Origin of the sequence: Paenibacillus sp. FSL K6-4396 (genome assembly GCF_038002525.1) — a bacterium.
Classification (GTDB): Bacteria; Bacillota; Bacilli; order Paenibacillales; family Paenibacillaceae; genus Paenibacillus; species Paenibacillus amylolyticus_B.
On sequence record NZ_JBBOCR010000001.1, the window covers coordinates 4,156,202 to 4,168,644 of the forward strand.

The window sequence follows — 12,443 nt, forward strand, 5'->3', positions numbered from 1 at the left end:
TGTTATGTTGATTCACATTATATAAATTATTCAGGGAAGTTCCATGATTCATAACATAGAATTGTGATCAGAGATAAAGAGCCCAACTAAAATTGGGCGTGTTATACAAAAGGTACTCTCATACCGATTATTCAGGTTATATTAGTTGACACATAAGGTTGGATAGCCCTCTTTGACTCTCCGAAGAAAAGAAACATGAACGTGAGATTTAACTTCAGTACTTCAATGTTTAATACATATTTCTGAACATCACTTGTTTCATCTTCTCAGCTTGTCAGTTGAGAAGATTGATGTTAAATCGTTGCTCCATTACTTCTCCGTTCTGGTGAACCATCTCCGTAAAAAACACTTCTTCTCTATTCATCAGAACAACGGATGAAGCTCTGGTCCCATAGTCGAATTTTTCACTTTTAACGAAGATGGGAGAAAGCAAACGCTCCCATTCCATTGGAACACCTGTATGGGGGAGAAGCTCATCCACTGAAGGGTCAGCCATTTGCAGCAAAACTAATATTTGTTCTGTCAGGGTAGCTTCGTCCTCCCCTTGGATGATTTTCTCCAGCCCTTCTTTTCCACGTTTTACCTTGGGCCAATCTGTATTGATCAAGTGATTACTAATCCCGTATATTCCCGGTTTCAACTTCATCACAACATTGCCCACATTAGAATAATAATAGAGGTCGTCAGGATCACCCACTAACAAATTGTAGCCAGGAAAATCATTGCGACTTTGCTCCGCACGGTGCATATATTGCTCAGGTGTGGACGTTCCCTTCAAAAAATCAGCAACCAGATCTCCTCTTGAGCCCTTGGCATGTACCTCTTCATTCGGATCACGATAATTCGTAACAGCAGCCAGACGCCCACCTTTGGTTACGCCCATCCAGGTTCCCATTTTCGACAAATCCCGGCCAGCCAATATATGAGGATGGTCTTCCCAATAGTGTGCTTGAGCCGTAGGTCTGTTATAGAATTCATCCCTATTTGATCCCAGTATAAGCGGATACGTTGGATGCATGTTGTAAGCTAATAAAATTAAACACATAGAAATCTTCAACTCCTATATTGGTTAAACCTCTATAATTTCCACTTTATATCGCATAATCAACGACAATTACATCTTCCACCCAACCATCCAGGGAAGCCACAAATGCCTGATGAGCAGGATGCGGGCCATAAGCGCGCAATGCCTCCTGATCTTCAAACGTCACTCGCAAGCCAATTGTGTAACCTTGAATACGGTCCGTTTCTTCCGTGACATTGATCCCTGCGGTCAGCCCGACAATCCCCGGGATTTGATCCTGTAACGCGAGTAATTGGTCCACCAATTCCTGCTGTTTGGTTAATGTGGTTTTATCGTTAAATTTAAAAACAACCAAATGTTCAAACATCTTGTTATTCCTCCTATGTCCATTCGAATAGTAAATGTAATTTCGTTAAATGAAGTCAATTCAACAATTCCAATCCGCCCATCATATAGGGGACCACTCTGTTGGCTAATTCAACCGGAGATTCCTGCCCGCCTTCAATATTCCATCGATACGTCATTCCATAGATCGACCAGCTTAGCATCGTTGCAGTAATTTTCAGCGTTTTGTGATCTACATCCCCCGCTACTTTACTCATTAATTCAAGAAGGAATTGCTCCAGCTGTGTCTTGATGTTTTCTTCAATAATTGGTGCAACTGTCTCATATTTTTTGATGCATCCATTACTTGAGACGTGATAATCACATAATGAAAATATAAGCTGCTCTATGGTTTCGGCTGATAACCGGGCATCCGGGTCCACCCTTTTGGTTACATATTCCATAAAAGCATCCGATAACAAGGCTTCAAGCAGTGCATATTTATCCTGAAAATGGGCGTAAAATGTAGCCCTGTTAATTGTGGCTTGTTCTGTAATGTTTTGAATCGTAATGCTGTTGAAATTTTTAAGATTCAATTGGTTTAAAAACGCATCCAGAATTAATTGACGCGTGCGAATTACACGCGGATCATTCGAGTTTGGAGACAATACACCAGACATGTCCCAATCCTCCTTTGTACACAAAATATTTGGTTAGACTCCTTCATTATAGATAAGTGTTATTTGTTCAACAAGTGAAAGTGGGTGCACAGACATCATACAATAATCAGTGTCTTTCGCTTAAGCAACAAAATGCTCCGATTGTTGGTTGAGCACGCCTATACACCTTGTTAAGATTGCACTCGTACCCGCTTGAAGGTGCATAATAATGGAGGTGCTTAGTTTGAGTAATCAACAACATAACGTTATTTCTACGGAGTTTCTGTTCCAACCATACACTGTTCAAAAATTAACCCTGTCCTCACGCATCGTCATGTCCCCCATGGCTCGTGCCTTCTCCCCGGATGGTGTCCCTGGCCCCGATGTAGCCGCATATTATCGTCGGCGTGCCAAGCATGGTGTTGGACTCATTATTACCGAAGGTGCGACCATTGAGCATCCATCAGCATCAAGTGAGCCTAGAATCCCTCATATGTATGGAGAAGCAGCTCTTCAAGGCTGGGCTGAAGTGGTCGAACAAGTCCATGAAGCCGGCGGCAAGATTTTTCCGCAGATTTTACACATGGGAATCGTTCGTCCTTCAGGATCTAACCCACACCCGGAAGCTGCATCACTGAGTCCATCGGGAGTTGATATGGAAGGTACGCAAGTAGGTGCGCCTATGACGGAGACAGAGATCGCAACGGTGATTCAAGCTTATGCTGATGCAGCAGTTAATGCGCAACGCATCGGTTTTGACGGAATTGAGCTTCACGGTGCACACGGGTTTCTGATCGATCAGTTTTTCTGGAAAACAACGAATAGGAGAACGGATCGCTATGGCGGTGACCTTCAAAAACGAACTCAATTCGCGGTTGAACTTGTCATGGCAGTTCGTGCTGCGGTAGGTCCTGATTTCCCTATTGCGATGCGGATTTCCCAATGGAAGATGAATGATTATCAAGCCAGACTGTTCGAAACCCCCGAACAATTGGAACAATTCCTTCGTTTGTTAGTTGACGCAGGTGTAGATATCTTTCACTGCTCGACACGACGCTTCTGGGAGCCCGAGTTCGAAGGATCTGATCTTGGATTTGCAGGTTGGGTAAGAAAACTGAGTGGCCGAACCACAATTACCGTTGGTTCTGTGGGTATGCCAGATGAGCCTGAAGCAGGAGCAGATGAAACAACACATCCAGGTATGGGCGAACTCATGAAGCGATATGAGCAGCAGGAATTTGATCTGGTAGCTGTGGGACGTGCACTCCTTGGCGATCCGGCATGGGCTGCCAAAATACGTGAAGGACGCGTATCCGAGATACAGGCTTTTACACCTGAAGCACTCGCTACGTTACACTAAGAACAATTTCTTATTGTTCAAGAGATTTTTTCTCCCCTATATATAGGTTTGAACTCATAAATAAACTATACTAAGCAAAGGGCTCGCTTTCCTCCGGGATTGCGGGTATTTTGTTTTTAGAGATATCTGTCCGTTTAAACACTTCGAGCAATAGCAATATCGTTCAAGAAAATTCCTTCTTTGCAACCTATAATGACCTTAACATACCAGAAAGAAGGTGCATCATGACTCGGGAAGTCCGGACTGTCGTTTTTGATACCGACTTACATCTAGAAGCTTATCAATTTGAAGGCATTATGCAGAAGTTTCCCAATCATTTTCATGACTATTACGTCATTGGATTTATTGAACAAGGCAAGCGACACCTCGTCTGCAACAACGAAGAATACATTTTGAATAGTGGTGATATGATTGTTTTTAATCCACATGATCCACATGCCTGCGAACAGGTCGATGGCAGAACCCTCGATTATCGCTGTATCAACGTCCAGCCTGAGGTTATGCGAGAGTATGCGAGAGAGATTACTGGACAAGCTTACTTGCCACGGTTTACATCCCCCGTTCTCTACCAAAGTGAACTTGTGGGTTCCTTGCACGAGCTGCATCAGATGATTCTGGAAGAGCAATCGGATTTCTGCAAAGAAGAATTATTACTCTTACTACTGGATCAATTGCTGCGAGATTATTCGGATGCTGAACCGCCTGTATCCACGCAGGATGTAACCACAGAGGTCAGGCACATATGTGATTACATAGAAGCGCATTACATGGAGAGCATTTCGCTGAACGAGTTAGCCGATTTGACGGAGATGAGTAAGTATCACCTGCTGCGTTTATTCACTCGCCAGAAAGGGATAACCCCTTACCGCTACCTGGAAACCATTCGCATTAATCAAGCTAAACGTCTGCTGGGACAAGGCCTGCTTCCGATTGAAGTAGCCGCACAGACCGGATTCAGTGACCAGAGCCATTTCACGAATTTTTTCAAAAAACTGATCGGCCTGACGCCGAAGCAATATAGACGTATCTTCAACCATGATGCGGAATTGAAACGAACTATAGATAACCTCGTATGACGAGTCATCATAACACCAATGCCGCTACCGGACATTTGCTCGCCTTATTTACCATATTGATCTGGGGAACTACCTTTGTCTCGACGAAGGTCCTGTTGATTGATTTCACTCCTGTAGAAATTTTATTTTTTCGCTTTCTGATCGGCTATTTGGTACTCGTACTAATCTATCCGCGTTCACTGCGGACCGCCTCATTCAGAGAAGAATGGTTATTTATCGGAGCAGGAATATGTGGAGTAACTCTATATTTTCTCATTGAAAATATTGCACTGGTGTATACGACTGCTTCCAACGTGGGTGTTATTGTCTCCATTGCCCCGTTCTTCACTGCCGTGCTCGCACATTTCTTCTTAGATGGTGAGAAGTTAACTCGCCGCTTCATTATCGGATTCGGGATTGCCTTGAGCGGCATCCTACTTATCGCACTGAACGGCAGTTTCATTCTGCAACTGAATCCGATAGGTGATCTACTTGCTTTCATAGCACCTGCGGTATGGGCGATCTACTCTGTGTTAATGCGGAAAATTGGCGAACTTTGTTATCACACCATTGGTGCGACCCGCAAGGTATTCTTCTATGGCCTGATCTTCATGCTGCCAGCTCTATTCCTGTTTGAATTCCATTGGGAACTCGGACGCTTCACGAACATGACCAATCTCTCCAATATTCTCTACCTCGGTCTGGGTGCCTCCGCGCTGTGTTTCGTGACCTGGAACCAGGCTGTGAATCTTCTCGGAGCTATCAAAACGAGTGTATATATCTATCTGGTACCTGTCATTACTGTCGTGTCATCTGCACTCATTCTTCGGGAACAGATCACTTGGGTGATTGTAATTGGGGCGTTCTTAACCCTATTTGGCTCTTACATTTCAGAGCGCAAAGGACACAAGCTTAACAACAAAAACACTAATCCGCATAGGGGTTAGTGTTTGCTTCATTTTTCACTGATATATCGTGGTTGGCCACCGTTGACATGCGCAGAATTCATTCATTTTATCTCATTTAATTGAGACATCAGAATCTCCAGTTCCTCTTGCTCCAGATGACGCCATTGTCCCCGCTCCAGTTGATCCAGCGTAATATTCATAATTCGCACGCGCTCCAGCTTCAGGACTCGGTACCCCAAGGCTTTGCACATTCTGCGGATCTGCAGATTGAGACCCTGTGTCAGAATAATACGAAATACATTGTCACTTTGCCTATACACTTCGCAGGGCTTGGTCACCACGTCCAGAATTTCAACGCCTTCAGACATGGACTTTACAAATTCGTCAGTTACGGGTTTGTCTAAAGTCACTACATATTCTTTATCATGATTATGCTCCGAACGCATCATCTTGTTCACAATGCCTCCGTCATTCGTAAGCAAAATCAACCCCTCAGATGCCTTATCCAGCCTGCCTATCGCAAATATGCGAGAAGGATAATTCATATATTGAATGATGTTCCCCTTCACATGTTCTGCTGCTGTGCAGACAATACCGATGGGTTTATTCAGAGCAATGTAGACAGGTTCGCTGTCATTACGAGGAATCTGCTTGCCATCAATGAGTACCACATCGTTAGGTTCAACTTCCGCCCCTTTTTCACATATCCTGCCATTGATCGTTATGCGTCCGGCTGCAATTAAACGGTTCGTTTCCCTGCGGGAGCAGAATCCCGTTTCACTTATGTATTTGTTAATTAACATGTGTCACCACTTCTCATCTATAGTATTGCCACTGGTGCTTAGAGTGCTGGTACGTTCATTCGCTTCGTGCAATGAGTTAGTACCTTGTACTGATTTTCATTCCACATCATCTCATTTATACTGAAACGAAGCAATGAATGGTTATATAAAAACACATACAACGTTACCTAGGAAAGCCAAAATACACACTGGAAGGAGTTTCTCATGTACAAAGTTACTCGATTTATAGTTGACCCCGATGATCCAATCCAAAACTCTGGCATGTGGATTGGTGGAGAAATGGCATACGTTGCAGACTGGCCTCTCAACCCTGAGGGGCAGCCTTTATTACATCTGTTCTCCATCAATTGCAATACACTTTCACAGCAGGTCCATATCCCTTCTTTACCACAAGATAAATATATCTCGGTCTTCTCAACCTACTCCGCCTCCGAATACTTTCTGGATCAGGTAACCTATACGGGAGATGAGCTGGAATGGAACGAGAATATTCTCGCCGGATGCACTTATGTCTCGGTAACTTCGCATCCACTCACTTCCGTATGTCCCGTTCCACCCATTCCGTTAAGCCGCGTACGTTTGATTGAAATGGAGTTAGACGATCAGGAATTCCCTGCATTCTCATTTTTCTCTCCCAATTTACCAAACGGTGTGAAAGGAATTGACCATCTGCTAGAGGAACATCAACTGGTGTGTCAAATATATTCCGGAGATTTTCCTGAGCCTTATCGGGATATATTGGGTCTTCCCGATGCAAACGGTTATTTATTTTTGCGAAGTGGTCCGGCGTCTGTTCACGCACCATTCGATGGAATTTTCTTTGTACAGACTGCTTAATAGCGATACGTGGAAGTCAGGTATCATCATATAAAACGGCTAATCAGAACGTTTCCCGTCTACTCAGACAGGGAACGTTTTTTTATATATGCACGTTTTACTATTCTCGATCAATACAGATGCCAAACCCTGTTAAAAGGTCATATGGATTGGATCATATGTATCCTTTCGACACGAAATCGTTTTAGAAAAAAATATAACACAAAAAATATTTCCAACCTTCAAAACTTAACATTATTTTACAATAAAAAGCATGTACATTTGGGCATTTATGGTATAAGTTATATATGAAATAAACATTAATTACATAATATAAAATTTTTATCCAACTAGGAGGTGGGCTTTTGAAAAGAATATTCGCTCTAAGCTGTGGTTTTTATCTGTTAATCGGCATAACCAGCGTTGTGCTCGGTGCACTTCTCCCTGTTTTATTGTCACATTATGAACGCGGTTACAGTGATGGCGGATTTTTGTTGTTTCTGCAGTTTCTTGGATTTCTTGTCGGTGTAATTGTAGCTCCTGCCCTGACAGCCCGTATCGGAAGAAAAGCTATGCTGACCCTTGCCCTGATCTGTATTGTAGCCGCTTATACATTACTCGGTTTTTTACCATCCTGGTCTGTAGTTCTTCTTCTCACGATTATCGTAGGTTTCGGTTCAGGTATCATCGAACCCTCTGTAGGTGCATTCACAATCGAATTCACTGAGAATCAAAAGGCGGTCGCCATGTCCAAGCTGGATGTCTTCTTTGCTCTTGGAGCACTTCTCATCCCGGCTGTTGCTGCTTTATTCATCTGGATGGATCTGTGGCATCTTACTTTTTATACGGTGGCCGTGTTGTCACTGGTTCTCATGCTGCTGTGGATCACTATGCCCCGGCCAGCCGCACTTTATCTGGAACAGGCTGGCGAGAATACAGTGACACATGCAGCAGGTAAAGCCCAATATTCGAGAAAACATCTGGGTCTGCTGACGATCTTTGTCATCTTCTTTTTCATCTACATGGGATTGGAATTGGGATTGATGAACTTCCTGCCCTCCATACTCGTAGAACGACTGCAACTTCAGGAATCTGTCGCATCGCTAAGTGTCTCCATCCTGTGGATTGCGATGATCATCGGTCGTCTTTTCTCCGGAAAAATAGCCGAATCGGTCAACTATATGCCTTTCCTGATCTGGAGTACGGTTGGCACGCTTTTGTTTACGGTCGCTATGGTATTTGTAACTGGACAGTGGGCAACGTATGTGCTCATCTTCGGAACCGGTCTGTTCATGTCAGGGCTGTTCTGTATCGCACTGGTCTACGCAAATGTTCTGATTCCCGGTATGACCGAGCGGACAACCAGTATCCTGATCGCATCGGGTGGTATTGGAGGTGCCATCTTGCAGTATGTGACTGGATGGAGTATGAGTACAGGACCTGTCGTGAATACAATCTGGATTTTGGCTGGATTCTGTCTGATCCTGCTGCTCACATTGATGGTCTCTCATCTATGGACTGTAAAAAATAATGCAGTACGTGCTGCTCTCGCACAACATAGCAAGGAAATGTAAACATCCTTTCTTAAGGGAGGTGATGCCCGCATCATCCGGGATTGTTGAGCTTCGTTCGAGCTAGTACACCATTATATTGGAGGAAATCGTATGCAAACTTTAACCAACAACCGCTTCATAGCCGGAAAAGGGATTAAGTTGATTGACGATTCAGGTGTTGAATACCTGGATGGCGTGTCGGGCACGTTCAATCTGTCACTGGGCTATAATCACCCACATGTTGTCAGCAAAATTCAGGAACAAGTCGGCAATCTGACGCATATGTCTTCCTCCTTCACCGAACCGTACGTAAATGAAGTACTTGATCACTTAATCGAATATGCTCCAAACGACATTAATGCCGGATGGATGCGGGATATCACTGGTTCAACTGCCAACGAATGTGCAACCAAAATTGCACAGAAGTATACCGAATCGACAGACATCATCAGCCTGTATCTGTCCCATCATGGGCAGACCCAATTTGCCACCGGGATTTCGGGGAATGCCTTCCGGCGGAAACGCTTCCCCAATTCGGCTGTGGCTAACGCTGTCCATGTACCTGCCCCATACTGTTATCGTTGCCCATTCAAATCCTCAAATGGAGACTGCGGCTATCAATGTGTTGAAGCTATATCTGATGCGATAGAATATGCAAGTTCCGGCTCAGTCGCCTGTATGATTATTGAACCCATTCTCGGGAATGGCGGCAATATCATCCCTCCCGCCGGATATTTCAAACGACTGCGTAAACTGTGTGATGAGTACAATATTATTCTCATTGCTGACGAAGTACAGACAGGAATCGGTCGTACCGGAACCATGTTTGCCAGCGAACTGTTTGATATCCAGCCTGATATGATTACCCTTGCCAAAGGTCTTGGCGGAATTGGCGTACCTGTTGCTGCTGTATTAATGCAATCCCGATTGAATGTGCTCGAAAAGCATGAACACTCCTTCACCTCAGGAAGCAATCTGATCTCCGTAACCGCTGCCAAATCTACCCTGGAGGTGGTATCTGAACCTGGATTTCTCGATGCCGTGAAACGCAAAGGTGAAATTCTGGGTGAATTGCTGCATGAATTGGCTATGAAATACCCAAGTATCGGGGAAGCTCGTGGTGTCGGGTTAATGTGGGGGTTGGAGATTGTAGGTGACGGTAATGAGCCGGATATGCTAAAAACCAATGCCATTGTTGACCGCGCTTTTACAGATGAGCATCTAATCTTGAGAAGTTCAAGATATGGATTTGGCAACGTTGTTAAGGTCCGGCCTTCCCTTACCACAACCGAAGACGAACTGGTTGAGATTGTGGAGCGGCTGGATTCTGTGCTTGCCAGCGTTCATTAAAACATTTCAATGCAACTGTTCGAAGTGGTCGTTTCGGTTACGAATCGTTCTTATGATCGCTGTTATCCCCGGATTTTTTTGATTCCCCTTTTCCCAAGGGGAAAATCCGTTGATAGCGTATGCTTCCGAAGCAGCTTTCTTTCAGAAAGCTTTGAGGCGAACGCTCTGCTTCTCCAGAATCGATTTCGTCCCCTTCACTACTTTTGTAGCTTGTCAGAAACTGCTTTAAGATGAATCGCTATATTTATATTTTATATAATTACAAGGAGGTTATATCATGCTTGCATTGGTATACAAATCGGCATGGGATGTTGCACTTGAGGAACGACCTGTCCCGGAAATTACAAGAGATAATCAGGTGTTGGTTCGTATTCGTGCGACAGGTGTATGTGGTACCGATCTCGGTATTGTTAGCGGCAAATATCACGCGGTCCCTTCGGTCATTCTCGGCCATGAGTCTGCTGGCGAAGTCATTGATGTTGGCTCTGCGGTAACGACATTGCAACCGGGCGACCGGGTTGTGATCGACCCAACCTACTATTGCGGACAATGTGACATGTGCAGAACAGGCAGACAAAATCATTGTACACATAAGTCTGTAACGGAGACAGGTGTAAGTGCTGACGGGACATTTACAGATTATTATGTGACCGAAGATCGCTTTTTGTACAAATTAAAGGATCATGTGAGCTATGAGGAAGCGACATTGACTGAACCGCTCAGTTGTATGCTGACGGGGATCAATCAGATCCATCTACTGCCGAATTTCAGAACGATCATCCTCGGCGCAGGCCCGATTGGCATTCTGTACAGCTACGCGCTCGCTTCCAAAGGTGTTACTGGCTGTCTGGTCGACATCTCGGAGGAACGCTTAGCGATTGCCGGCTCCATTGCACCAGATCGTTGGCAGGTTCATTCTTCCTTCGAAAATGCAATAGAATCGCTTTCACCCGCAACCCATCAGGTCGATATGATTGTGGATACAACAGGTGTTGTAGGTACACAAGTACTCTCCCAGCTCGCCAGTGGCGGTTATCTGATGCTGGTAGGTCTGAGAGATGGAAATACGTCCTTTAATCCAAAAGAAGTCGTGGACCGCAGTCTGAAAATTATTGGCTCCATCGATTCTCTGGGCACATTCGCAACAGCACATTATATGATTGAGCAAGAGATCATTCCGGCGAAAAAAATCATCACCCACTCCTTTCCGTTAGAGGATTACGAAGAGGCATTCCGCACACTTGGCTGCGATATTCAGGGACGTACACTTCAAGCCTCTTCACATGCCATTAAAGTTGTGCTGCAATCCAGCGGTTCCAGTTTCTAAAGTCGAAAGCTCACCATGAATGGATTAGATTAGAGACATAGGTATACACAATCCTTGAGGAGGAATACAACATGGTAGCAAACCAAGAGTTTGGCGGACTGGGAGCGGCCGATGATGACATCATTCAAGCAGTCATTTTTGATATGGATGGTGTACTGATTGACAGCGAACCGATATATTTCGAGATTGAGCGCAGCTCTTTTGCCCATTTTGGCGCAGTGATGACCGAAGAAGAACACCATACTTATGTTGGAGTTACGCTGGAGTCCATGTGGCAGCAAGTATTGGACAAACATCAACTGACAGGTACGTTAGATGAAGTATTGGCTTATCATCAGCATAATGTGATGCAAACCATGCTGGCTCATTCCAACTTGACGGCAATGCCTTCCGTGGAACGCTGGTTAAGCTGGCTGCACGAACAACACATTCCCATAGCCGTTGCTTCTTCCTCTCCACGTGCACTGATTGATTTGATCATGAACAAGACTGGACTTGGGCGATACTTTGAGGTACGAATGACCGGAGAGGAAGTCGAGAACGGCAAGCCGGCACCGGATATTTTCCTGACCACAGCTGAAATGATTGGCGCATCCCCGTCCAATTGTCTGGTGATTGAGGACTCTCGTAATGGTGTTCAGGCGGCCAAAAGTGCAGGCATGCGCTGCATCGGTTATCACAATCCGGGATCAGGCAACCAAGACTTATCCAAAGCCGATCTTCAGATTTCCAGTTACGATGAGTTATGGACCTTGAAGGATACGTTGTCCTTTGAAGGCAGATTGCCAAGCCTGGCGAAGCTACGCTAGCCGAAGTAAGTCTGGAAGTAAACGCCTAAACATATCTATGGAAAAAACAACCCGACCCGCTTCCATTCTTTCGAATTGGAGCGGGTCGGGTTTTGCTTGCTGCAATGGGTGTTACATTAAAACACATGCTGTAATATCAACTAAACCGAAAGATCGAGACTTCCACCCAGATTGGGATGAGGAGCAGGCACAGACTTCAACATTTCCGTCATCTGCTGGCCTTGCTGCTGTGCCATGTCTTTTGTAATTGACATCACTTGCAAGCTTGCCGACTGTACGACTGAAGCTTGGCTCATTGCCATTGATAATGCTGCAATATCCATGATCTTCACTCCTTTCAATTCGGGTCACTTAGGTGTACTTATTATATATCGGTTAGCATGGAGTATTTGTTAAAAAATAACCCCAATGTCTTCGATTCGTTGGAAACGAAGACATTGGGGTTTACGAATGCT

At 44.7% G+C, this 12,443-nt stretch carries 13 protein-coding genes; 8 read left to right on the forward strand and 5 right to left on the reverse strand.

Annotation, left to right across the window (positions count from 1 at the left end):
• Positions 1-274: 274 nt before the first annotated feature.
• Genes MHB85_RS17980 through MHB85_RS17990 form a run of 3 tightly spaced genes read right to left on the reverse strand, consistent with a single transcriptional unit; the run spans position 275 to position 2,028 of the window.
• The gene (locus MHB85_RS17980; RefSeq protein ID WP_105599255.1) at positions 275-1,045 is read right to left on the reverse strand and encodes an NRDE family protein; all 771 of its coding nucleotides are present in this window, start codon (positions 1,043-1,045) and stop codon (positions 275-277) included.
• A 46-nt stretch (positions 1,046-1,091) separates the two neighbouring features.
• Positions 1,092-1,391 (reverse strand): Dabb family protein, encoded by a 300-nt coding sequence (locus MHB85_RS17985; RefSeq protein WP_105599256.1) that lies wholly within the window; start codon positions 1,389-1,391, stop codon positions 1,092-1,094.
• 55 nt (positions 1,392-1,446) lie between these two features.
• A complete protein-coding gene (locus MHB85_RS17990) occupies positions 1,447-2,028 on the reverse strand; it encodes a TetR/AcrR family transcriptional regulator (RefSeq protein ID WP_091011927.1) in 582 nt (193 codons plus the stop codon).
• 223 nt (positions 2,029-2,251) lie between these two features.
• On the opposite strand from MHB85_RS17990, the gene MHB85_RS17995 reads away from it, so the two are divergent.
• The 3 genes from MHB85_RS17995 (at position 2,252) to MHB85_RS18005 (ending at position 5,369) form a co-directional block, all read left to right on the forward strand.
• Positions 2,252-3,367 carry an NADH:flavin oxidoreductase gene (locus MHB85_RS17995; protein WP_223199725.1) on the forward strand — a complete coding sequence of 372 codons (1,116 nt, stop codon included), beginning with the start codon at positions 2,252-2,254 and terminating at the stop codon, positions 3,365-3,367.
• Positions 3,368-3,591: 224 nt separating this feature from the next.
• The gene (locus tag MHB85_RS18000; RefSeq protein WP_105599258.1) at positions 3,592-4,443 is read left to right on the forward strand and encodes an AraC family ligand binding domain-containing protein; all 852 of its coding nucleotides are present in this window, start codon (positions 3,592-3,594) and stop codon (positions 4,441-4,443) included.
• Positions 4,440-5,369: a DMT family transporter gene (locus tag MHB85_RS18005; RefSeq protein WP_105599259.1), complete on the forward strand. Its 930-nt coding sequence runs from the start codon at positions 4,440-4,442 to the stop codon at positions 5,367-5,369. Before MHB85_RS18000 ends, MHB85_RS18005 begins: the two co-directional genes overlap by 4 nt.
• A 62-nt stretch (positions 5,370-5,431) precedes the next feature.
• On the opposite strand, the gene MHB85_RS18010 is transcribed toward MHB85_RS18005, so the two are convergent.
• Positions 5,432-6,133 (reverse strand): pseudouridine synthase, encoded by a 702-nt coding sequence (locus MHB85_RS18010; RefSeq protein WP_105599260.1) that lies wholly within the window; start codon positions 6,131-6,133, stop codon positions 5,432-5,434.
• A gap of 204 nt (positions 6,134-6,337) precedes the next feature.
• Between MHB85_RS18010 and MHB85_RS18015 the strand changes: the two genes are divergently transcribed.
• The 5 genes from MHB85_RS18015 (at position 6,338) to MHB85_RS18035 (ending at position 11,988) form a co-directional block, all read left to right on the forward strand.
• Complete coding sequence (locus MHB85_RS18015) at positions 6,338-6,970, forward strand: DUF1963 domain-containing protein (protein ID WP_091011919.1); 633 nt, start codon at positions 6,338-6,340, stop codon at positions 6,968-6,970.
• A gap of 344 nt (positions 6,971-7,314) precedes the next feature.
• Positions 7,315-8,523, forward strand: a complete 1,209-nt coding sequence (locus MHB85_RS18020; RefSeq protein WP_091020557.1) for an MFS transporter — start codon at positions 7,315-7,317, stop codon at positions 8,521-8,523.
• A 90-nt stretch (positions 8,524-8,613) separates the two neighbouring features.
• Complete coding sequence (locus tag MHB85_RS18025; protein ID WP_091020559.1) at positions 8,614-9,852, forward strand: aspartate aminotransferase family protein; 1,239 nt, start codon at positions 8,614-8,616, stop codon at positions 9,850-9,852.
• Positions 9,853-10,129: 277 nt separating this feature from the next.
• Positions 10,130-11,179, forward strand: coding sequence for a zinc-dependent alcohol dehydrogenase (locus MHB85_RS18030; RefSeq protein ID WP_105599261.1), 1,050 nt, complete (start codon positions 10,130-10,132; stop codon positions 11,177-11,179).
• A 71-nt stretch (positions 11,180-11,250) separates the two neighbouring features.
• A complete protein-coding gene (locus MHB85_RS18035) occupies positions 11,251-11,988 on the forward strand; it encodes an HAD family hydrolase (protein ID WP_105599262.1) in 738 nt (245 codons plus the stop codon).
• A gap of 140 nt (positions 11,989-12,128) precedes the next feature.
• Here MHB85_RS18035 and MHB85_RS18040 read toward each other — a convergent pair whose 3' ends face one another.
• Positions 12,129-12,311: a YjfB family protein gene (locus MHB85_RS18040; protein ID WP_105599263.1), complete on the reverse strand. Its 183-nt coding sequence runs from the start codon at positions 12,309-12,311 to the stop codon at positions 12,129-12,131.
• Between the last annotated feature and the right edge of the window lie 132 nt (positions 12,312-12,443).

What these genes read in the sequence shown, in the direction of transcription:
- MHB85_RS18000 (WP_105599258.1), top strand. Translation starts at nt 3,592, where the DNA reads ATGACTCGGGAAGTCCGGACTGTCGTTTTTGATACCGACTTACATCTA.
- MHB85_RS17990 (WP_091011927.1), bottom strand. Translation starts at nt 2,028, where the DNA reads ATGTCTGGTGTATTGTCTCCAAACTCGAATGATCCGCGTGTAATTCGC.
- MHB85_RS18015 (WP_091011919.1), top strand. Translation starts at nt 6,338, where the DNA reads ATGTACAAAGTTACTCGATTTATAGTTGACCCCGATGATCCAATCCAA.
- MHB85_RS18010 (WP_105599260.1), bottom strand. Translation starts at nt 6,133, where the DNA reads ATGTTAATTAACAAATACATAAGTGAAACGGGATTCTGCTCCCGCAGG.
- MHB85_RS18005 (WP_105599259.1), top strand. Translation starts at nt 4,440, where the DNA reads ATGACGAGTCATCATAACACCAATGCCGCTACCGGACATTTGCTCGCC.
- MHB85_RS18030 (WP_105599261.1), top strand. Translation starts at nt 10,130, where the DNA reads ATGCTTGCATTGGTATACAAATCGGCATGGGATGTTGCACTTGAGGAA.
- MHB85_RS18035 (WP_105599262.1), top strand. Translation starts at nt 11,251, where the DNA reads ATGGTAGCAAACCAAGAGTTTGGCGGACTGGGAGCGGCCGATGATGAC.
- MHB85_RS18025 (WP_091020559.1), top strand. Translation starts at nt 8,614, where the DNA reads ATGCAAACTTTAACCAACAACCGCTTCATAGCCGGAAAAGGGATTAAG.
- MHB85_RS17980 (WP_105599255.1), bottom strand. Translation starts at nt 1,045, where the DNA reads ATGTGTTTAATTTTATTAGCTTACAACATGCATCCAACGTATCCGCTT.
- MHB85_RS17985 (WP_105599256.1), bottom strand. Translation starts at nt 1,391, where the DNA reads ATGTTTGAACATTTGGTTGTTTTTAAATTTAACGATAAAACCACATTA.
- MHB85_RS18040 (WP_105599263.1), bottom strand. Translation starts at nt 12,311, where the DNA reads ATGGATATTGCAGCATTATCAATGGCAATGAGCCAAGCTTCAGTCGTA.